Annotated in this window: 16 protein-coding genes; 12 read left to right on the top strand and 4 right to left on the bottom strand. The window is 68.2% G+C overall.

Translation table 11 applies throughout. The annotated features are described in order from the left end of the window. Positions 1 to 185: 185 nt before the first annotated feature. Positions 186 to 1,562, top strand: coding sequence for an AI-2E family transporter (locus ACIGHN_RS08810; RefSeq protein WP_396504063.1), 1,377 nt, complete (start codon positions 186 to 188; stop codon positions 1,560 to 1,562). 40 nt (positions 1,563 to 1,602) lie between these two features. Here ACIGHN_RS08810 and ACIGHN_RS08805 read toward each other — a convergent pair whose 3' ends face one another. Next, positions 1,603 to 1,929, bottom strand: coding sequence for a hypothetical protein (locus tag ACIGHN_RS08805; RefSeq protein ID WP_396504062.1), 327 nt, complete (start codon positions 1,927 to 1,929; stop codon positions 1,603 to 1,605). Between the two features lie 405 nt (positions 1,930 to 2,334). Between ACIGHN_RS08805 and ACIGHN_RS08800 the strand changes: the two genes are divergently transcribed. Further along, entirely contained in the window at positions 2,335 to 2,628 is a 294-nt protein-coding gene (locus ACIGHN_RS08800) for a hypothetical protein (protein WP_396504061.1), read from the top strand. A 61-nt stretch (positions 2,629 to 2,689) separates the two neighbouring features. On the opposite strand, the gene ppc is transcribed toward ACIGHN_RS08800, so the two are convergent. Further along, complete coding sequence (gene ppc, locus ACIGHN_RS08795; RefSeq protein ID WP_396504060.1) at positions 2,690 to 5,479, bottom strand: phosphoenolpyruvate carboxylase; 2,790 nt, start codon at positions 5,477 to 5,479, stop codon at positions 2,690 to 2,692. A 197-nt stretch (positions 5,480 to 5,676) separates the two neighbouring features. Between ppc and hemC the strand changes: the two genes are divergently transcribed. The 7 genes from hemC to ACIGHN_RS08760 all read left to right on the top strand — a co-directional run bounded on the left by hemC (position 5,677) and on the right by ACIGHN_RS08760 (position 12,517). After that, a complete protein-coding gene (hemC, locus tag ACIGHN_RS08790; protein WP_396504139.1) occupies positions 5,677 to 6,642 on the top strand; it encodes a hydroxymethylbilane synthase in 966 nt (321 codons plus the stop codon). Between the two features lie 12 nt (positions 6,643 to 6,654). Beyond that, entirely contained in the window at positions 6,655 to 7,476 is an 822-nt protein-coding gene (locus ACIGHN_RS08785) for a uroporphyrinogen-III synthase (RefSeq protein WP_396504059.1), read from the top strand. Next, a complete protein-coding gene (locus ACIGHN_RS08780; protein ID WP_396504058.1) occupies positions 7,473 to 8,588 on the top strand; it encodes a uroporphyrinogen-III C-methyltransferase in 1,116 nt (371 codons plus the stop codon). The genes ACIGHN_RS08785 and ACIGHN_RS08780 overlap by 4 nt, the downstream gene beginning before the upstream one ends. Before the next feature lie 160 nt (positions 8,589 to 8,748). Further along, positions 8,749 to 10,026, top strand: coding sequence for a heme biosynthesis HemY N-terminal domain-containing protein (locus ACIGHN_RS08775; RefSeq protein WP_396504057.1), 1,278 nt, complete (start codon positions 8,749 to 8,751; stop codon positions 10,024 to 10,026). Positions 10,027 to 10,413: 387 nt separating this feature from the next. Beyond that, a complete protein-coding gene (locus ACIGHN_RS08770) occupies positions 10,414 to 10,995 on the top strand; it encodes a cytochrome b (RefSeq protein WP_396504056.1) in 582 nt (193 codons plus the stop codon). Between the two features lie 165 nt (positions 10,996 to 11,160). Beyond that, positions 11,161 to 11,736, top strand: coding sequence for a YceI family protein (locus ACIGHN_RS08765; RefSeq protein ID WP_396504055.1), 576 nt, complete (start codon positions 11,161 to 11,163; stop codon positions 11,734 to 11,736). 202 nt (positions 11,737 to 11,938) lie between these two features. Continuing rightward, positions 11,939 to 12,517 carry a YceI family protein gene (locus tag ACIGHN_RS08760; RefSeq protein WP_396504054.1) on the top strand — a complete coding sequence of 193 codons (579 nt, stop codon included), beginning with the start codon at positions 11,939 to 11,941 and terminating at the stop codon, positions 12,515 to 12,517. Positions 12,518 to 12,651: 134 nt separating this feature from the next. On the opposite strand, the gene ACIGHN_RS08755 is transcribed toward ACIGHN_RS08760, so the two are convergent. Then, positions 12,652 to 14,355, bottom strand: coding sequence for an ATP-binding cassette domain-containing protein (locus tag ACIGHN_RS08755; protein WP_396504053.1), 1,704 nt, complete (start codon positions 14,353 to 14,355; stop codon positions 12,652 to 12,654). A 375-nt stretch (positions 14,356 to 14,730) separates the two neighbouring features. Here ACIGHN_RS08755 and ACIGHN_RS08750 point away from each other — a divergent pair, with 375 nt between their 5' ends. After that, a complete protein-coding gene (locus tag ACIGHN_RS08750; RefSeq protein WP_056412913.1) occupies positions 14,731 to 15,351 on the top strand; it encodes a VOC family protein in 621 nt (206 codons plus the stop codon). 255 nt (positions 15,352 to 15,606) lie between these two features. Here the strand turns inward: ACIGHN_RS08750 and ACIGHN_RS08745 are convergent, their stop codons facing one another. Continuing rightward, positions 15,607 to 17,463, bottom strand: coding sequence for a M48 family metalloprotease (locus ACIGHN_RS08745; RefSeq protein WP_396504052.1), 1,857 nt, complete (start codon positions 17,461 to 17,463; stop codon positions 15,607 to 15,609). 364 nt (positions 17,464 to 17,827) lie between these two features. Here ACIGHN_RS08745 and ACIGHN_RS08740 point away from each other — a divergent pair, with 364 nt between their 5' ends. Both ACIGHN_RS08740 and galU read left to right on the top strand, forming a co-directional pair. Further along, positions 17,828 to 20,725, top strand: a complete 2,898-nt coding sequence (locus tag ACIGHN_RS08740; RefSeq protein WP_056412907.1) for a valine--tRNA ligase — start codon at positions 17,828 to 17,830, stop codon at positions 20,723 to 20,725. 99 nt (positions 20,726 to 20,824) lie between these two features. Beyond that, positions 20,825 to 21,712, top strand: coding sequence for a UTP--glucose-1-phosphate uridylyltransferase GalU (gene galU / locus ACIGHN_RS08735; RefSeq protein WP_396504051.1), 888 nt, complete (start codon positions 20,825 to 20,827; stop codon positions 21,710 to 21,712). The last annotated feature ends 98 nt before the right edge of the window (positions 21,713 to 21,810 follow it).

Here is a 21,810-nt window from a genome sequence, read left to right as displayed (position 1 = left end):
CCCCTTTGTCGCCGTGTGGTGGTGGAAATGCAGGCAATGCAATGGCATCGCGCCATCCTAGCGATGAGCGGGGTGCGGCCATCGGGCAATAAGCGCGGGTTTTGCGCCGCTCTTCCCTGCGCACCATCCCAGCGCTGGCGTGGCCGCCTACACAGGGAGCCCGGTGGCTGCAGCACAATCTGCGCATGACTGCGCTCACTGCCGACCCCCTGCCCCCTGCCCCCGCAACCCCTGCGGACGCCATTCCCGTCGAACCGGCAGGCAGCGAAACGCAGAAAACGCCGCACGCAGCAGCCCCCCCGGCGCAAGCCCCCGCATCCGCCACGACCGCAGACAGCCTCATCAGCCCCACCCCCACCCCTCAAGCCGCAGCTGCAGCCGCAGCCGCAGAGTCCGGCACTGCGGCCACCTCCCTGTCAGAAGCCGCGCTGTCTTCAGCTTCCCCCTCTGCCTTGAACGGCCCGCTCATGCTCCACATGCCCGTGGACGTGCGCAACCTGTCGCTCGCCCTGCTGGCCCTGTTTGCCAGCGTGGCCCTGCTGCACTGGGCCAGCGCGGTGTTCATCCCCATCATGCTGAGCCTGCTGCTCACCACGGCGCTGCGGCCTGCCGTGGAGATGCTGCACCGCGCCCGCGTTCCGCGCTGGCTGGGCGCGGGCGTGCTGCTGATCGCCATCGTCGGCAGCCTGGCCACCGCCGCCTGGTCGCTGAGCGACGGCGCTGCACAGCTGGTCGACTCCCTGCCGGTAGCCGCCAAGAAGGTGCGCGACAACATCCGTTCGCGCGCCACCTCCGCCAGCCCGCTGGACACCGTGCAACAGGCCGCAGCCCAGATCGAACAGGCCGCCAACGAGAACACGGCCGCCGCCCCCGCCCGGCGCGGCGTGCAGCGCGTGATCGTGGAGCGCCCGCCCTTCAACGTGCGCGACTACCTGTGGAGCGGCACCATGGGTCTGATGTCGGCGCTCGGGCAACTGACGGTGGTGATCTTCCTCACCTTCTTCGCGCTGGCCTCCGGCAACTTGTTTCGCAACAAGCTGCTGCGCATCGCGGGCACCAGCCTGGAGCGGCGCAAGGTGACCATCCACGTGCTGGAAGACATCACCAACCAGATCCAGCGCTACCTGCTGGTGCAGGTGTTCACCAGCGTGCTCGTGGGCGTGGCCACGGGCCTGGCGTACTGGGCGCTGGGCCTGCAGAACGCTGCCGTGTGGGGCGTGGTGGCCGGGGTGCTCAACCTGGCGCCGTACATCGGCTCGGCCTTGGTCACGGGTTCATCGGCGCTGGTCGCCTTCCTGCAGTTCGGCACCATCGACATGGCCCTGGCCATCGGCGGTGCGTCGCTGGTCATCCACACCCTCATCGGCAACCTGCTGACCCCCTGGCTCACAAGCCGCACCAGCAGCATGAGTCCCGTCGCCGTGTTCGTGAGCGTGCTCGCCTGGGGCTGGCTGTGGGGCCTGTGGGGCCTGCTGCTGGGCATCCCGGTGATGATGGCGGTGAAGGCCATTTGTGACCGGGTGGAGGATTTGAAGGCGGTGGGGGAGTTGCTGGGCGATTGAGTCAGCGCTGTCGCCCGGCCCTGGCCACGGGTCACGCCCGTTATGGGCTGCGCTGGGTACGCCGCGCCCAGGCCCATTCGATCGCGTTGGCGATGAAGCACAGGGTCACGACCCCGGCGGCCGTCAGCCAAATTTCCAGCTGGGCGGCTTGCGCCTCCCACCGGCGAATGGTGCTGTAGAGCACCACGGGCGATATTCTTTCGTCGCGCTCGCCGGCCGTCTCCAGAATCGCAATTTCCTGTTCGGCGGAGTTCCAGGTCACCCAATGGACCACAGGCGCCCCGACGGCGAACCACCCGGCCAACGCAAGCAGCCAACAGGCCACGCGCCTGAGCATGTAGTTTCTTATTTGTGAAGAACTCGCCATAGATATCTACTGAATGATTGCGCCCCGCCGGCTCCCCCCGAGCCGGACGCGACGTTCGTGTGGACGGTGCCTTCCGCCGCAGGCAAGCCCCCCGCCGGAGCCATCCACGCTGCCACAGATGCAGCACACCAGCCAGCCGTGACGGCCTGCCTTGCAAGCCACACAAAACCGAAGGCCCACGACCGAGGAAATGGTAGTGGAGGGCTGCCGGGATTCATGCCGGACTGAAGCTGCGATACCAACCAAGGTGTGGATTTGACGCACTGACCGCTGATGAAATGCTGGCGTCGCCGTTGGCACTACATTCCGCTTGGATCTGCCCCGCACCTGCACATCCCGTATGTGTGCGGCGGCAGCCACTTGCCACTTCAAGAACGACCACTGCAGCAAAGGTGTGAACTTGCCATGAGCATCGTGACCGATCTTCTCTCCGGCATCGCGGAGTTCATCGCGGACGTCTTCGTATTCAGGCGCCAACGCGAAACGCGCGGCAGCTCAAAGCGCAGCGTGGACGAGGATGCTGTGGCAGTCGCCCACTTCGACCTCGTCACGATGTTCTGGATCGCGCTGGCGAGCCTGGGGGTGACGGCCTTGCTCATCTTCGGCATCGGCCTGCCGGTGGCCTGGGGGCTGGGCATCGGCATCGCGTTGGGCGTGGCGTGGGGATGCTTGCGGCACTCCCAGTTGCTGCGCGATTAACGCCATACGCCATACGCCATACGCCACATGCAGGGGCAGCCGCGCCCCTTCCCGGCCCTCGTCAGCCGGTATTGCGCAACCCCGCCGCAATCCCGTTGATGGAGATGTGAATCCCGGTCTGCACCCGCTCATCCCCCTGCCCCGCGCGCCAGCGGCGCACGAGTTCGACCTGCAAATGGTGCAGCGGGTCGATGTACGGAAACCGGTGCTTGATGGACCGGGCCAGCGCCGCGTTGTGCATCAGGCGGTGCTTGTCGCCGGTGATGCGGGTCAGGGCCTCGGCCGTGCGCAGCCATTCGGCTTCGATGGCGGTGAAGACCTTCTTGCGCAGCCGCGCGTCGGTCACCAGTTCGCTGTAGCGTGAGGCCAGGGCCAGGTCGCTTTTGGCGAGCACCATGTCCATGTTGGACAGCAAGGTGCGGAAGAACGGCCACTGGCGGTACATCTTTTGCAGCAGTGCCAGCTGGCTCTTGGGGTCCTTGCCTTCGGCGTTGACGAAGGCATCGACCGCGGAACCGAAGCCGAACCAGCCGGGCAGCGTGAGGCGGCACTGACCCCAGCTGAAGCCCCAGGGGATGGCGCGCAGGTCTTCGATCTTCTGGCTGGCCTTGCGGCTCGCGGGGCGCGAGCCGATGTTGAGCTCGGCGATCTCGCGGATGGGGGTGGAGTTGAAGAAATATTCGGTGAAGCCGGGCGTCTCGTACACCAGTGCGCGGTAGCTGCCCATGCTGGCCAGCGACAGCTGCGCTGCGGCATCGAGGAACGCCTTGGTCGCAGGCTTGGTGGGCTGCAGCAGCGTGGCTTCGAGCGTGGCGGCGACGAGTGTCTCCAGGTTGCGCCGGCCGATCTCGGGGTTGGCGTACTTGGAGGCGATGACTTCGCCCTGCTCCGTCAGGCGGATCTGGCCGCGCACGGTGCCGGGGGGCTGGGCCAGGATGGCCTGGTAGCTCGGGCCGCCGCCACGGCCCACGGTGCCGCCGCGGCCGTGGAACATGCGCAGCTGGATGCCGTGGCTGGTGGCCAGTTCGTCGAACAGCTCCACCAGCGCGATCTCGGCGCGGTACAGCTCCCAGTTGCTGGTGAAGATGCCGCCGTCCTTGTTGCTGTCGCTGTAGCCGAGCATGATGTCCTGCTCGCTGCCGCTTCGGTGCACCAGGCCTGCCACACCCGGCAGGGCATAGAACTCGCGCATGATGGGCGCGGCATTGCGCAGGTCTTCGATGGTCTCGAACAGCGGCACGACGATGAGGTCGTTGCGGGCATCGCCGTCCAGCGTGCCGCGCATCAGCCCCACTTCCTTTTGCAGCAGCAGCACCTCCAGCAGGTCGCTCACGGTTTCGGTGTGGCTGATGATGTAGTGGCGAATGGCCTGGTGGCCGTAGCGCTGGCGCATGGCCAGGGCCGCTTCGAAGATGGCGAGCTCACCCCGGGCATGGTCCGAGTAGCTGGCGCCCACCACACGCAGCGGGCGCGCGTCGTTGAGCAGGCGCAGCAGCAGCGCGCGCTTGTCGGTCTCGGACAGCGTGGAATACGCGGTCTCGATGCGTGCCGTGGACAGCAGCTCGGCCACCACTTCTTCGTGCTTGTCGGAGCTTTGGCGCAGGTCCACCGTGGCCAGGTGAAAGCCGAAGACCTGCACCGCGCGGATCAGCGGGTGCAGGCGCTCGGCGGCCAGGGCTTCGCCGTGGTGGGACTTGAGCGACGCCTCGATCACGCGCAGGTCCGCCAAAAAGGCCTCGGCACTCACGTACGGGTTCTGCGGGGCGACCGCATGGCGCGCCGCCTCGCCGCCGGTCAGCTCCTTGAGCGAAGCGGCCAGGCGCGCATAGACGCCCGTCAGCGCCCGGCGGTACGGCTCGTCCACCCGGTGCTCGTTGGTGTCGGGCGAGCGCGCAGCCAGCGCCTCCATCTCGGCCGACACCTGCACCAGGCGTGCCGACAGCGACAACTCGCCGCCCAGGTAGTGCACCTCGGTCAGGTAGTGGCGCAGTGCCACCTCGGCCTGGCGGCCCAGGGCGTACTGCAAAGTTTGCGCGGTGACGTTGGGGTTGCCGTCGCGGTCGCCGCCGATCCACTGGCCCATGCGCAGGAAGCTGTGCACGGGGTACTGGCCCAGCTCGGCTTCCAGGTCGGCATAGATCTTGGGGATCTCGCGCAGAAAGGTGGCTTCGTAGTACGACAGCGCGTTCTCGATCTCGTCGGCCACGGTGAGCTTGCTGTAGCGCAGCAGGCGCGTCTGCCACAGCTGGGCCACGCGGGCGCGCAGTTGGGCCTCGTTGGCGGCCAGCTCGCGCGGGGTGAGCGCGTCCTTGGCAGTGTTGTACAGCTGGGCGCGCACCTGGATGTCGTCGCGCGTGGCCAGCAGCTGGGCGATGTCGCGCTCGGCATCCAGAATGCTCTTGCGCTGCACTTCGGTGGGGTGGGCCGTGAGCACCGGCGCCACGTAGCTGCCGGCCAGCGTCTGCGAGATGGTCTTGGGCGCAATGCCGGCCCAGCGCAGGCGCGACAGGGCGACCTCGATGCTGCCCTCTTGCGTGTCGCCGGCGCGCTCGTGCACGGCGCGGCGGCGGATGTGGTGGCGGTCCTCGGCCAGGTTGGCCAGGTGGCTGAAGTAGGTGAAGGCGCGGATCACGCTCACCGTCTGGTCGCCCGACAGGGACTTGAGCAGCTTCTTGAGCGCCCGGTCGGCCTCCTGGTCGGCGTCGCGCCGGAAGGCGACCGAGAGCTTGCGCACCTGCTCGACCAGCTCATAGGCGGCCACGCCTTCCTGGTCGCGGATCACGTCGCCCAGGATGCGGCCGAGCAGGCGGATGTCGTCGATCAGGGGCTGGTCCTTGTCGGATCGTTTCATGCAGGTGTCTCCGGGAATGGATGGGATGGCCGGGGGCCGCCCGCCCGGTCTGCGCCAGGCCACACCACAGCCCCGGTGCGGGCGCATGCTAGCATCGCCCGCCCCTGAAAGATTACAAACAGGTTACGAACTTGAGCACCCCCAAAGACGCCCCCCACGCCTCGCCGACCGGGTCGCTGCCCCCCCAGGAGTCTCGCTTGCCGCAAGGGCACAGCCCCGCGGCAACCCCGCCGCTTTCCATCGTGATCGCCACGCGCGAGAGCCGTCTGGCGCTGTGGCAGGCCGAGCATGTGCAGGCCCTGCTGCGCGCGCAGGGCCACACGGTGGAGCTGCTGGGCATGACCACCAAGGGCGACCAGATCCTGGACCGCTCGCTGTCCAAGGTGGGCGGCAAGGGCCTGTTCGTGAAGGAGCTGGAAGTGGCGCTGGAAGAAGGCCGCGCGCACATCGCCGTGCACTCGCTGAAAGACGTGCCCATGGAGCTGCCCGAAGGCTTCGTGCTGGCCTGCGTGATGGAACGCGAAGACCCGCGCGACGCGTTCGTCTCGCCCCGCTATGCGTCGCTGGATGAATTGCCCCAGGGCGCGGTGGTGGGCACCTCCAGCCTGCGCCGCCAGGTGCTGCTGCAGGCCCTGCGGCCGGACCTGAAAATAGAGCCGCTGCGCGGCAACCTCGACACCCGCCTGCGCAAGCTGGACGAAGGCCAGTACGACGGCATCGTGCTGGCGGCCGCAGGCTTGAAGCGCCTGGGGCTGGAGTCCCGCATCCGCACCGCGTTCGACCCCGACACCATGCTGCCCGCAGCGGGCCAGGGCGCGCTGGGCATCGAGGTGCGCGGCGAGCGGCAGGACCTGGTGGACGCGTTGGCACCGCTGGCGCACCAGGCCACCTGGCTCACCGTGGCGGCCGAACGCGCGGTCAGCCGTGCGATGGGCGGCAGCTGCTCCATGCCGCTGGCGGCGCACGGCACGATGAGCGGCGGCGTGCTGCACATCGACGCTGCCTGGGGCGACCCGGACGGCCAGGCCCCGCTGGTGCGCGCGCAGGCCCACGGCCCCGTGGCCACGCTGGCGCAGGCCGAAGCACTGGGCACCGCGGTGGCCGAGCGACTGCGCGCTGGCGGCGCGCGCGGCGTGGACCCCGCGTCCCGCCCGCAAGACTGAGCCGAGGCGGCCATGCCCCTGCCCCGGGTGATCGTCACGCGGCCGGCCCGCGAGGCCGCGCACTGGGTGGATCAGCTTTCTGCGCACGGCCTCGATGCCGTGGCGCTGCCGTTGATCGGCATCGGCCCCTGCACCGACCCCGCAGCCCAGCTGGTGCTGGCGCAGGCGCGCGCACGGCTGGCCGGATACCGCGCGCTGATGTTCGTGAGCGGCAATGCCGCCACCTACTTTTTTGCATCAAAACAGCCCCTACCGCTGGGTAGGCAAGCGCTACCAGCTATCAAAACAAGAGCATGGGCACCCGGCCCGGGCACAGCAGCCGCGCTGGTGCAGGCGGGCGTGCCACCCAGCCAGATCGACGGCCCGGCGCCCGATGCCGCGCAGTTCGACTCCGAATCGCTGTGGCAACAGGTGCACGGCCAGATCGGAGCCGGTGACCGTGTGCTCATCGTGCGCGGGCGCTCGGCCAAGCCCGACGGCGCGCACGAATCGGTGCAGGGCACGGGGCGCGACTGGCTCGCACAGCAGATCACTGCCGCCGGCGGGCAGGTGGACTTTGTGGTGGCATACCAACGCGGCGCACCCACTTTCCATGCGGCGGAAAGGGCGCTGGCGCAGCGGGCGGCGCAGGACGGCTCGGTGTGGCTGCTGAGCAGCTCCGAGGCCGTGGCCCATCTGGCGCAGGCGCTGCCAGGCCAAACCTGGGCAGCGGCGCAGGCGCTGACCACCCACCCGCGCATCGCCCAGGCCGCCCGCGCAGTGGGCTTTGGCACGGTGCGGGAATGCCGGCCAGCGCTGGCCGACGTGGTGGCGTCGATAGAATCGGGCGCATGAGTTCCGCGCCTTCCCACGACCTGCCTCCAGCCCACGCCGGCGCGCCCGTGGCCGCACCGGCGGCCATTCCAGCCCCTGCACCGGCACCCGCCGCCACAGGCCGCGGCGGCGCCGTGACGCTGCTGCTCGGCACGGTGGCCGCCGCCGCGCTGATCAGCAGCGGCCTGTTGTGGCAGCGGCTGAGCGCCATCCAGGAGCAACTGGCCCGGCAGTCCGCGGACTCCGGCGCGCAGGCCATCGAGGCCCGCACCATGGCCCGCCAGGCCGAAGAACTGGTGCGCGACACCGCCGCCCGCCTGTCGGTGGCCGAAGCCCGCGTGAGCGAAGTGGCACTGCAGCGCAGCCAGCTCGAAGAGCTCATGCAAAGCCTGTCGCGGTCGCGCGATGAAAACCTGGTGGTGGACATCGAGTCCGCCATCCGCCTGGCCCAGCAGCAGGCCCAGCTCACCGGCAGCCTGGAGCCGCTGGTGGCGGCCCTCAAGAGCGCCAACCAGCGCATCGAGCGCGCAGCCCAACCCCGCCTGGCCCCCGTGCAGCGCGCCATCGGCCGTGACCTGGACCGCCTGACCCGTGCCGCCGTCACCGACACCGCCGGCCTGCTGGCCCGCCTGGACGACCTGGTGCGCCAGGTGGACGAGCTGCCCGTGCTGAACGCCGTGGCCCAGACAGCATCCACCAAACGCCTGTCCACCGGCCCGGCCGCTGCCGGCAGCCCACCCGCCCCCACCGAGGGCATGGCGTGGTGGCAAGCCACCCTGCAGCGCAGCTGGGAAGTGGTGCGCGACGAGGCCCGGGGCCTGGTGCGCGTGAGCCGTATCGACCAGCCCGAGGCGATCCTGCTGGCGCCCGAGCAGACCTTCTTTTTGCGCGAGAACCTCAAGCTCAAGCTGCTCAACGCCCGGCTGGGCGTGCTCGCGCGGCAGTTCGAATCGGCCCGCGCCGACCTGACCGCCGCCACCGTGGCCTTGAACAAGTACTTCGACCCCGCATCGCGGCGCACCCAGAACGCGGCCAGCACGCTGCAGACCGCGCAGGCCAGCATGAAGGCGGCCGAGCAGCCGCGGCTGGACGAAACCTTGTCCGCCCTGGCCACCGCAGCAGCTGGAAGGTAAATGAATCACCCCCTGAGTCGCTTCGCGCCTTCCCCCTCTCGTGCGGGAGGGGGACGCCACCGGTGGCCTGGCGAAGCCAGTTCCACGGTGGCACTCGCCTCTGGCCGCGCCAGTTTCACGGGCAGGCGCGCAGTGCAGCGGATCACTGAGCAATATTGAAATGCGCGCAGCACTTTGGCTTTTGGCATTGTTTGGCGTGGCCGTGGCGGCTGCGCTGTTCGCGGGCAACAACCAGGGCACCGTCACCCTGTACTGGCCGCCGTACCGCATCGACCTGTCGCTGAACATGGTGGTGCTGCTGCTGGTGGGCGGGTTCGTCACCGTCTATGCCGCGCTGCGTGCCCTGGCTGCGCTGCTGGAGCTGCCGCACCAGGCCCGCCGCTGGCGCGTGCAGCAAAAGGAGCGCGCCATGCACGCGGCCTTGCTCGATGCACTGACCCACATGCTGGGCGGCCGTTTCATCCGCTCGCGCAAGGCGGCGGTGGCGGCGCTGTCGCAAGAGAGCGCGCTGGCCGCCTCCGGCGAAGGCGTGCCGCACGGAGGCCAGCTGCGCGCCCTGGCGCACATGATTGCGGCCGAGGCATCGCATGCCCTGCAAGACCGTGCGACGCGCGAAAGCCATCTGCAGGACGCGCTGCAGGAGGCCCCGGCCCGCGGCTCCGTCAACGAGCAGGAAATGCGCGAAGGCACGCAGATGCGCGCCGCCCGCTGGTCGCTGGACGATCGCGACCCGAGCGCAGCGCTCGAACGCCTGGCCGCCCTGCCCCAGGGCGCGGCGCGTCGCACGCTGGCCCTGCGCATCAAGCTCAAGGCCACGCGGCTGGCACGGCAGACGCAAGAGGCACTCGACACCGCGCGCCTGCTGGGCAAGCACCGCGCTTTCTCGCCCAGCGCGGCGCAGAGCATCGTGCGCGGCCTGGCCACCGAACTCATCCACAGCGCGCACGACACCGCGCAGCTGCAGCAGATCTGGCTGTCGCTGGAATCGTCCGAACGCAACATGCCCGAGCTGGCGATTCAGGCCGCGCAGCGCCTCGCATCACTGGGTGGTGACGCCACGCAGGTGCGCGCCTGGCTGCTGCCGGTGTGGGAGCGCATGGTCGGCCTGCCCGACGCACTGGCTGAACACCACGCGCTGAAGCTGGTGCGGGCACTCGAAGCGGGCCTGGATGCACTGGACGCGCCCTGGCTGGCCCGCATCGAATCCGCCCACCAGGCCAACCCGCGCGACGCGCGGCTGCAGTACCTGGCCGGCATGGCCTGCCTCAAGCGGCAACTGTGGGGCAAGTCCCAGCAGTTGCTCACGCAGGCCGCGCAGCAGCTGGCCGACGCCGGCCTGCGCGCCAGTGCATGGCGCCACCTGGCCGAACTCGCCGAGCAGCGGGGCGACGAAGCCGTCGCGGCCGAGGCGTGGAAGAAAGCCGCGCTGGGCCGGTAACCCTGCGCCGCGCAATCCGCGCAACCCGCGCACCGGCGGATTGAACTAGCTGCCCGAGCACGCCGTTTGAAAGAGCCGCCAGGACGCGCTGCATGACAGAGCGACCTGCCGCCATGCCGCCGCTTCACAGTCCGACCGGCGCGGTCCGGCCAGACCCCGAGCGCTCTTCATCCATCGCCTCACCCGATGCCCCCTGACCGCACAGGGTTACCCCAAGCATTGGGGAACTTTGATTGCTCAGGCCCCCTCAATTCATTTTTTTTGAACTGAGTGGTCAATCTGCCTGAAGCCGGGCTTGCCCCTGGCTTCCTACACTGCCCTATCACCGGACGCGCACCAGCACCCGCTGCAGCGCGCCGGCGCCCACATTCCTGAGCCACCTTTTTGATGACTGCAACCGCCCAAGCCCCTGCTGCCGCAGCACCACCACGCCGCTACACGCGCACCGCCATCCTCCTGCACTGGGTGCTGGGTCTGGCGCTGATCGGACTGTTCGGCTTCGGCCTGTACATGACCGGCCTGCCGTTCTCGCCCCAGCGGCTCAAGTTCTACAACTGGCACAAGTGGGCGGGCGTGACCATCCTCGTGCTGTCGGTGCTGCGCCTGCTGTGGCGCTTGACGCACCGCCCCCCAGCATTGCCTGCCGCTGTCGACAACGCCATGCCGCGGTGGCAAAAACTGGCGCACCACGGCACGCACCACCTGCTGTACCTGCTGTTCTTCGCCGTGCCGCTGATCGGCTGGGCGTACAGTTCTGCGGCGGGCTTTCCCATCGTGTTCCTGGGCCTGTGGCAGCTCCCCGACTTCGTGCCGGTGAGCAAGGAGCTGGCCGATGCCATCAAGCCGTGGCACCAGTACACCGCGTTCGCGATGGCGGGCCTGGTGGTGCTGCATGTGGCGGCAGCGCTCAAGCACCAGATCATCGACCGCGATGGCCTGCTCCGACGCATGCTGCCTGGTGGAGGATGAAGGCCCCCCTGAGCCGCTTCGCGTCTTCCCCCGAAGGGGGACGCACCCGGTGGACCGGCAAAGCCGGATCCACGGGTGCGCTGGCGAGTGCTCGCCCCAGTCATACCTCAGTGGCACATCTCGGCACTGCTCTCTTTTCCAACAATCTTTGATCGGAGTTTCCGAATGAACTTGTCTTCCGCCTTCTCCCGCATCGTGCTGGGCGCCGCCTTCGTCGTGAGCGCCCAGGCTGCCATGGCCCAGCAGCAGCTTGTGCCCGCCCAGAGCGAGGTGCAGTTCACCGCGCGCCAGATGGGTGTGCCGCTGGATGGGCATTTCAAGAAGTTCAGCGCCCAGGTGGCGTTCGATCCGGCCAAGCTGGCCACCAGCAAGATCGCGCTCACGGTGGACACTGGCAGCGCCACGCTGGGCTCCAAGGAAACCGATGCCGAGCTGCCCAAGCCCGTCTGGTTCAACGTGGCCAAGTTCCCGCAGGCGCAGTTCGAGTCCACCGCCATCAAGGCGCTGGGCGGCGGCAAGTTCGAAGTGGCCGGCAAGCTCACCATCAAGGGCAATGCCCAGAACGTGGTCGTGCCCGTGACGCTCACGCAGAGCGGCCCCACCACCACGGCCACGGGCAGCCTGCCCATCAAGCGCCTGGCGTTCAAGATCGGCGAGAACGAGTGGGCTGACACCTCGATGGTGGCCGACGACGTGACCGTCAAGTTCAAGCTCGCTCTCACCGGCGTGGGCAAGATTTGAATGAAGCTCCCCCTGAGTCGCTCCGCGCCTTCCCCCTCTCTCGCATTGCTGCGCAATGCGGGAGGGGGACGCTCCCAGCGCGGCGGGGCGGCCCTTGCGCGGGAGCGCTGGCCTCGGCCATGCCTGTTTCGGGCGTGAGCTGACAACTCAAACTTATTCGTGTTCCTTCATCCCTGAACCTTTCCTTTTAAGGAGTTTTCGCATGCGCAAGTCCCTGTTCTCCCTGCTGGCCGTCGCTGCCGCCACTGCCATGACCGCTGGCGCCGCCCAGGCCGCCACCTACGCCATCGACCCCACGCACACCTTCGTGACGTTCGAGATCAGCCACTTCGGCGCGTCCACCAACCGCGCCCGCTTCGACAAGAAGCAAGGCACGGTGGAGTTCGACCGCGCGGCCAAGACCGGCAAGGTGGAGATCTCCATCGACACCACCTCGGTGAACTCGGGCACGCCTCCGTTCGACAAGCACCTGCAAAGCCCAGACCTGTTCGATGCGGCCAAGCACCCCACCATCAAGTTCGTGTCCGACAAGTTCAGCTTCAACGGCGACAAGGTCAGCGAAGTGACCGGCCAGCTCACGCTGCTGGGCAAGACCGCCCCCGTGACGCTGAAGGCCACGCAGTTCAACTGCTACGACAGCCCGATGCTCAAGCGCGAAGTGTGCGGTGGCGACTTCGAGACCACCATCGACCGCACCCAGTGGGGCATGAACTACGGCGTGGAATGGGGCTTCCCGAAGAACGTGCGCCTCGTGGTGCAGATCGAAGCCGTGAAGCAGTAATCACGGTCGTCACTGCCTCCAAGGCGCTGCTGGCGTCTTGGCCCAGAAGCCACCCGCAGCGTCAGCGCAGCGGGTGGCTTTTTTCTGGGGCGCGCCACCGTGGGCATCTGGGGCGCCAACTGCCCGGTGTGCGCTCAGGCGACGTCCAGCGACGCATCCAGGTCCCAGCCCTGCGGCCGCCACGCCCACACCACATCCGGCTGCAGTGCACGCAAAAAGGCGTGGTCGTGGGACACCACGATCCAGGCGCCGGTGAAGGCCTGCAGCGCTGACTGCAGGGCGTCCACGGCGGCCATGTCCAGGTGGTTCGTGGGCTCGTCGAGCAGCAGCATCTGCGCCGGCTCGCCCGCCCACAGCGCGCAGGCCAGCGCGGCCTTGATGCGTTCCCCACCGCTGAGCTGCCCCGAAGGCTGCCGCACCTTGTCCGCCCCCAGCCCCATCTGCGCCAGGTGCGTGCGGAGCGCAGCCTCGGGCAGGGGCGAGCCCAGCGCCTGCAGTTGCGCGAGCACGCTGCGCCCGGGCGGTAGCATGTCGGTGTTGTGCTGGTCCAGCCAGGCGGCCCGCACGCTGCGCAACACGCGGCCCCCATTCATGTCGCCCGCGACTTCGCCCGGCGCCGCGATCAGCCGCAGCAGGCTGCTCTTGCCGCAGCCGTTCGGCCCCATGACCGCGATGCGCACCGGCCCGCTCCACACGCCGTCCAGCGGCGGCTGGCCGGGTGCGGCATGGGGCACCACCACCTGTTCGAACGCCAGCACCTGCTTGCCCGCGGGCACAGCGCTTTGCGGCAGCACCAGCGTGGCCGGTGCCTGTGCGGGAAGGCGCGAGGCCGCCTCGCGCACCGCGTCGTTCAGGCGCATCCGCTCCTGCTGCTGGCGCTCGTGCTCGCGGCCGGCGTGGGCCTGGGCGTTGTTCTTCTGGCGGTCCAGCAGCACGGACGCCTGGTTGGCCGTGCGCCCCACTTCGCGGCCCCGGGCCGCGCGGCGCAGTTGTGCATCGTGGTCCCGCTGCAGCGTGCGCAAGGCCCGCTCGCGCTCGGTGCGCGCGTGGTCCAGGTCTGCCTGGGCGGCTGCGGCGTCGGCCTGGCGCTGCGCCTGGTACAGGGCCCAGTTGCCGCCATAGCGCTGCAGCCCGGCCGGGGACAGCGCCACGATGCTGCCCACCGCCCCCAGCAACTCGCGGTCGTGGCTGGCCACGAGTGCGCTGCCGGGCCACTGGCCGAGGGACTCCAAGAGCCAGCGGCGGGCGGGGCGGTCCAGGTGGTTGGTGGGCTCGTCCAGCACCAGCAGGTCCGCACCCGACAAGAAAGCGCCCGCCAGCGCCACGCGCATGCGCTCACCGCCGCTCAGCTGCCGGGCCGCATGCCCCGGTTGCAGGTGGGCCAGGCCCAGTGCCTGCAGCGCCTGTTGCCAGCGCGCGGGCAGGTCCCACCGCCCATCGACCGCCAGCACATCGTCGGCAGACCCCTCCCCGGCCGCCAGCCGCGCCAGCGCGCCCAGCACCGGCCCCAGGCCGGCGATGTCTGCCACTGTGGCCTGCGGCGCGGCGTCCACCTCCTGCGCCACCGCGTGCACCGAGGGCTGGCCCAGCACCACGCCGCTGGCCGGCTGTAGCGCACGCGACGCCAACTGAAGGAAGACGCTCTTGCCACTGCCATTGGCACCCACGATGCCCGTCACGCCGCGGCCCACGGCCACGGTCAGGGGGCGCGCCCACAGCGCATGCCCGCCGGGCGGGCCCCAGGTGACGTCGTGAAACTGCAGCACGCTGGCGCCCGCACCGGCACGCGGGTGCGACGGTGGGGACGGCGCCCCACCGTCACCAGAAGCGGCGGACACGGCAGAAGAAGGGGAAACCGACGAAGGATGAGCAGCCGAAGCTGCGGCCGCGCTGCGGCTGCTGAGGGTGGATACGGCAGCGCTGCGGCTGCCGGGGGTCGATGCGGCAGCGCTGCGGCTGCCGGGGGCGGATGCGCCCCGTGAAGGTGTCGCCATGCAAAAGCACTCCAGACAAGACAGAGAGCCCCCTGGCACTGCAAAGACAGGCAGAGGGAACGGCTTGAAGGGGCTTACAGGCGCATGGGAGTCGGGCCTCGGTGGGTGGGCAATGGACGGATGCGGACTGTACCGCAAACTCGCCACCCCCAAAAATTAACTTAACGTAAATTGATTACGAATAGTAGAATTGCAACCATCCATCTGAGGAGACAACGCATGAATGCCGTCCTGAAGCCTGACCTCGCCACCCTGCCCGCGCCCGCTGCCATCCAGCAACTGCACCACTACGCCTACAAGGCGCGCGACGCCGAGGAAACGCGCCACTTCTACGAGGACATCCTGGGCCTGCCGCTGTACCACATCATCCAGAGCGACCACGTGCCCAGCACCGGCGAGTACTGCCCGTACACGCACTTCTTCTTTCGCCTGAAGGACGGCTCGTTCATCGCCTTCTTCGACCTGGGCGACGACGTGAAGGCCGAGCCTTCGCCCAACACGCCACTGTGGGTCAACCACATCGCCTTCCGCGTGAACACCATCGAAGAGCTGGAGAACACCAAGCAGCGCCTGCAGGCCCACGGCATCGAGGTGCTGGGCGTGACGGACCACCACATCTTCAAGAGCATCTATTTCTTCGACCCCAACGGCATCCGCCTGGAGCTGTCGGCCCAGCTGGCCAATGAGGAAGCCATGGAAAAGGACAGCACGGTGGCCCATGCGCGCCTGAAGGAGTGGACGGCCCGCAAGGAGCAATGGCGCAAGGAGCGCGCCGAAGGCACTGCGGCCCAGCCCCTGAAGCCGCAGCAGAACGACCGGCCGGAGTACGCACAGGGCTGATGCCACGGCCGGGGGCGCCAGGCTGGCACGCGCTTGTGATGAAAAAGTGCTCTACCGCTTGGTAGGCAAGCGCTACCAGCTATAAAAAGCGTAGCAAACAAAATCGACGTCCGGCGCGGACAGGCTGCTGGCGGCTACAGCTGATAAGACACGAGCTGCACCCACAGCCCGCGCTCGCCGGCACATTCCCAGCCGTCCAAAAGCGCCTCCCCTCTAACGGGCAATGGGGCGCTCCCGCAGGCGCTCCGTGGTGCCTCAGCCGCCCTGCTGATGCGCCCGCATGATCTGGTGCCGCTGCCAGTAGTGGCTCACGGCGGCGTTGAACTCGTCCTTTTGCTTGGCCAGGCCGCCGAGCTTGATCTTCGTGGTCTTGGCCGTGCCCAGCGCGCCCTTGTCGGGGTGGGTCACGATCAGCGCATTGCCGAAGCTGCTTTCCTTGTACTCCAGCGCCTTCACCGCGTCCCAGAACACGGTGGTTTCGTCGGCGCTGGTGCGGATGCCGTCGATGCTGATCTCCACGGTGTCATCGCCCTTGAGCGCGAACACCACGGGCGGAAAGTACTGCAGCACCACGGCGCGCTCTGCGTCGTTGGCGGGCTCGTAGCGGTAGGCCAGGCTGCGCTCGTGGTCCTGCGCGAACTGCTGCTCGTAGTCGCTCCACAGGCGCTGCTCGATGGCGTCGGCCGTGAGGATCTGCTGCACCCAGGTGGCCGCAGGCACGCGCACGGCGATGCTGCCCCAGTCCTGCTCCTTCACGGCCATGCCCACATTGCGCAGCCGCTCGGGCATGGCGGGGTGCGAGTCGTAGGGGTGGGGCACGTTGGCGGTCTTCATCGCGGCCAGGAAATCGTCCGACGCGGCATACGGCGCGAGGCCCTGGGCCACGAAGCTGGCAATACCCAGCGTGGCCTGGTCGTGCCGCTCGTTGCGGCCGAAGAGTTCGTCCTCGATCTTGTGGCGGTACTGCGCGTACGCCGCGATCTTGACGAGCGACTGCGCGATCGCCGCGGGGGTGATGAGCTTGGCGGCGATGCGGTCGGCCTTGAACTCGCGCTCGCGGCTGTCGCGGGCGAGCGCGATCTCGAAGATCATGCGGTACAGGTCGAGCACGGGCGAGACGATGGCGGTGAGCCCGCCGGTGCGCATCGCGTGCCGGTAGTGGTCGTACTGCACGAGCTTGGGGCCCAGCAGCGCACTGCTCTTGGTGTCGCCGCCGCGCAGGTGGGCCAGCTCATGGCCGAAGACCGCGTCGGCCTCGGACTGGTCGAGGATGCGCAGCAGCGGCAGGCTGACGAACAGCGTGCGGCCCGTCAGGAGCTTGTCGCCCACGGCCAGCGGGGCTTCGGTGACGAAGAAGTTGGCGTCGATGCCGGCCACGATGTGCTGCGGCGGCTCGGTCTTCAAGCGCTCGGCCATGTGGCGGATGCGCTTCCACAGCAGGGGCGCATCTTCTTCGGACACCAGCTCGCCCACGGCCCGGCTTTCGGAATGCACCCGCTTGAAGATGCCCGCCACCGCCACGAACACACCGGCCGCCACGGCCAGGCCGACGACGATGATGAGCTTGGGCGAGTACTTGTGAAAGAAAAAGGCAGTGACCCAGAAAGACAGCCAGACCGCCATGGCCCCCTGCACGACCAGCGCCGCCGCACTGGCCCAGGTGGTCAGGCGCCAGCCGGTGACGAAGCTGCTGTACTGCAGCGTGCGGTCGGCAAAGGCCAGCGCGCCCAGTCCCAGCACGCTCACCAGCAGCAGGGCACTGGCCACCAGGGTCCAGAATGACGCCTTGCGCGCCATGTTGAACTGCCAGACGTCCGAGTACCGCTCGCACAGCGCCGCGCGGTAGTCCTGCGCCTCGGGGTCGGTGCTGCCGCAGATGGTGGACGGCGGGTTCAGGCGGTAGTAGTCCTTGCGCGCCTGCTTCTCGGCCGCGGGCATGCCCTTTTCGGCGTCGATGCGCTGGCTGATGCCGGCCACGAAACCCGCGTCCTGGTCGCGCTGCGCGTAGCCGCTGAAGAAGTACGTACCCGCCGGCACCAGGAACAGCGCGAGCAGCGCGTACACGAAGACCTTGCCCAGGGCCGTGCGGAAAGAAGATGGAACTGCTGACATGGGTTCGGACGTGTGTTATGGCGGCCCAATGCCCGAAACCGGCGCTTTTGCGCGCCGCCTTTCGGGCCGGTAGTCCACCGTGTTGTATGTAGTGATCCGAAGAGCACGCGCGTGCTCTCTTGCATGGAGCCCGGCCTGCTTCACTGCGGCCTTCCCTCGCTCCATGGGCGGCGATTATCGGCACCGCTGTGGCTGAAGGTGCAGGCACAAGGTAACAATTGGATAGAAACGCTGGATGAACGGTCGGACAGCCCGCAGCCCCACGGCGCCGGGGCAGTGGCTGCGCTCCCGTAAAATGCCCGGTCCATCTTGTCCGACCCGGCGCCGCACAGCGTGGCCGCCGGGTCCCACCGCCCCATACCCCATGAGCTCGCCCCTGCAACAAACCGGCCTCGACAGCCTGTCCAAGTCTTTTGAACCTGCCGCCCTGGAAGCCCACTGGGGCCCCGAATGGGAGCGCCGTGGCTACGGCGTAGCGGGCTTCCGGGGCACCGGCGCCGCCCAGGCGGGCGAGCCCGCGTTCTCCATTCAGCTGCCGCCCCCGAACGTGACAGGCACGCTGCACATGGGCCATGCGTTCAACCAGACGATCATGGACAGCCTCACGCGCTACCACCGCATGCGTGGCTTCAACACGGCGTGGGTGCCGGGCACCGACCACGCGGGCATCGCCACGCAGATCGTGGTGGAGCGCCAATTGCAAGAACAGGGCATCAGCCGCTACGACATGGGCCCGACCCCGCCCGAGGCGCGCAAGAACTTCGTGAGCAAAGTGTGGGAGTGGAAGGAAAAGTCGGGCAACACCATCACCACGCAGATGCGCCGCATGGGCGACAGCGTGGACTGGAGCCGTGAATACTTCACCATGGACGACAAGCTCTCCACGGTGGTGACAGACACCTTCGTAAAGCTGTACGAACAGGGCCTGATCTACCGCGGCAAGCGCCTGGTGAACTGGGACCCGAAGCTGCAGTCGGCCGTGTCCGACCTGGAAGTCGAGAGTGAAGAAAAAGACGGCTCGCTGTGGCACATTGCCTACCCGCTGGCCGATGGCTCGGGCAGCCTCACGGTGGCCACCACCCGCCCCGAGACCATGCTGGGCGACGTGGCCCTGATGGTGCACCCGGAGGACGCGCGTTACACCCACCTCATCGGCAAGATGGTGAACCTGCCGCTGTGCGACCGCCAGATCCCGGTGATCGCCGACGACTACGTGGACAAGGAATTCGGCACGGGCGTGGTGAAGGTCACCCCCGCGCACGACCAGAACGACTACGCCGTGGGCCAGCGCCACAAGCTGCCCATGATCGTGGTCCTCACGCTGCAGGCCACCATCAACGAGAACGCCCCGGCCAAATACCAGGGCATGGACCGCTTCGTGGCCCGCAAGGCCGTGGTCGCAGACCTCGAAGCCCTCGGCGCGCTGATCGAGGTGAAGAAGCACAAGCTCATGGTGCCCATCTGCACCCGCACCGGCCAGGTCATCGAGCCCATGCTGACCGACCAATGGTTCGTGGCCATGAGCAAGGTGAGCGACCAGGACCCCACGGGCAAGAGCATCGCGCAAAAGGCCATCGACGCGGTGGCCACGGGCGAGGTGACGTTCGTGCCCGAGAACTGGGTCAACACCTACAACCAGTGGATGAACAACATCCAGGACTGGTGCATCAGCCGCCAGCTGTGGTGGGGCCACCAGATCCCGGCGTGGTACGACGAGGACGGCACCGTGATCGTGGCCCGGAGCGAAGCCGAGGCGCAGGCCAAGGCGCCCGGCAAGACGCTGCGCCGCGACGAGGACGTGCTCGACACCTGGTACTCGTCCGCGCTCGTGCCTTTCAGCACCATGGGCTGGCCTGAACAAGGCGACGCACCCACCGACGACTTCAACCTGTACCTGCCCAGCACCGTGCTGGTGACGGGCTACGACATCATCTTCTTCTGGGTGGCCCGGATGATCATGATGACCACGCACTTCACCGGCCGCGTGCCGTTCAAGCATGTGTACATCCACGGCCTGGTGCGCGACGCGCAGGGCAAGAAAATGTCCAAGTCCGAAGGCAACGTGCTCGACCCGGTGGACCTGATCGACGGCATTGCGCTCGACCCGCTGCTGGACAAGCGCACCACCGGCCTGCGCAAGCCCGAGACCGCCCCCACCGTGCGCAAGAACACGCAAAAGGAATTCCCCGAGGGCATCCCGGCCTATGGCGCCGATGCGCTGCGCTTTACCTTTGCGGCGCTGGCCAGCCTGGGGCGCAGCATCAACTTTGACAGCAAGCGCTGCGAGGGCTACCGCAACTTCTGCAACAAGCTCTGGAACGCCAGCCGCTTCGTGCTGATGAACTGCGAGGGCCAGGACTGCGGCCTGAAAGAGCACACCAAGGAAGAATGCCAGCCCGGCGGCCCCGCCCACGGCTACATGCATTTCAGCCAGGCCGACCGCTGGATCACGTCGCTGCTGCAAAAGACCGAGGCCGAGGTGGCCAAGGGTTTTGCCGAGTACCGCCTGGACAACGTGGCCAACACGATCTACGACTTTGTCTGGAACGAATACTGCGACTGGTACCTGGAGATCGCCAAGGTGCAGATCCAGAACGGCACCGAGGCCGAGCAGCGCGCCACGCGCCGCACGCTGATCCGCACGCTGGAAGCCATCCTGCGCCTGGCCCACCCGATCATCCCGTTCATCACCGAAGCCCTGTGGCAAGTGGTGGCGCCCGTGGCCGGTATCCCCGGCGAGTCGGTCAGCATCGCCCGCTACCCTGAGGCCCAACCCGCCAAGATCGATGAGGCCTCCATCGCCCACATGGGCCGCGTGAAGGGCCTCGTGGACGCCTGCCGCGCCCTGCGTGGCGAGATGAACGTCTCGCCCTCCACCCGCCTGCCCATGTTCGTGGTGGGCGACACCGAGTTCATGCGCGGCGTGGCGCCGGTGCTGCAGGCGCTGGCCAAGCTCAGCGAGGTCAAGGTGTTCGACGACGAAGCCGCCTGGGCCGCCGCCGCGCAGGCCGCGCCCGTGGCTGTGGTGGGCGATGCCCGCATGTGCCTGTATATGGAGATCGACGTGGCGGCCGAGAAGGCCCGACTGTCCAAGGAAATCGCCCGCATCGAGGGCGAGGTCGCCAAGGCCCACAACAAGCTCTCCAACGAAGCGTTCGTGGCCAAGGCCCCCCCTGCCGTGATCGACCAGGAAAAGAAGCGCATCGCCGACTTCGGCGCCACGCTGGGCCGGTTGCGCGATCAACTGACACGACTGGGCTGACCACCGACGCCATACTCTTCGGGCTGGCGGGCCCGCCCTGGCGGCGCCCCCCACCACCACCCGATTTCACTGCTTCACATCCCCGAAGGAACCTCTTCCATGACCGTTGCCACCACCGTCCGCAAAGCCGTGTTCCCCGTTGCCGGCCTGGGCACCCGTTTTCTGCCCGCCACCAAGGCATCTCCGAAAGAGATGCTGCCCGTGGTCGACAAGCCGCTGATCCAGTACGCGGTGGAAGAAGCCTACGCCGCCGGCATCCGCCACATGATCTTCGTCACGGGCCGCAGCAAGCGCGCCATCGAAGACCACTTCGACACCGCGTACGAGCTGGAAGCCGAACTCGAAGCCGCCGGCAAGAAGGAACTGCTGGACCTGGTGCGCTCCATCCAGCCCGAGGACATGGACTGCGCCTTCGTGCGCCAGCCCCGCTCGCTGGGCCTGGGCCACGCCGTGCTGTGCGCCGAGCCGCTGGTGGGCAAGGAGCCCTTTGCCGTGCTGCTGGCCGACGACCTGATGGTCGGCCCCCAGGGCGGCCAGCCCGTACTGGCGCAGATGGCCACGGCTTTTCGCCAGCAGGGCCGCTCGGTCATCGCCGTGCAGGAAGTGCCGGAAGACCAGGTGCACAAGTACGGCATCGTGGCCGGTGAATCCGCCGGGGGCCCGCTGATCCGCATCGAGCGCATCGTCGAAAAGCCCAAGGCCGACGTGGCCCCGTCCCGCATGGGGGTGGCCGGCCGCTACATCCTCACGCCCGGCGTGTTCGACGAGATCCGCAACCAGCCACGCGGAGTGGGCGGCGAGATCCAGCTCACCGACGGCATCGCCCGCCTGATGCAGAACGAGGCCGTGTACGCGTTCCAGTACCAGGGCAAGCGTTATGACTGCGGCAGCAAGGAAGGCTTTCTGGAAGCGACGGTGGAACTGGCGCTGCGCCACCCGCAGGTGGGTGCGCACTTCCGTGAATACCTGAAGGCGCTGGAGCTGTAAGCGTAAGCGCGACCGCGGGGATCAGGCCCCGAGGATCGTTCTCCAGGGATCGGGCTCCAGGGATCAGGACTCGGGGATCAGAGATCGCCCACCGGCGC

It is taken from the genome of Acidovorax sp. NPDC077693, from assembly GCF_044542805.1.
Classification (GTDB): domain Bacteria; phylum Pseudomonadota; class Gammaproteobacteria; order Burkholderiales; family Burkholderiaceae_C; genus Acidovorax.
Note: the sequence above shows the minus strand (reverse complement) of the source record. Positions and strands in the feature narration are given on the sequence as shown.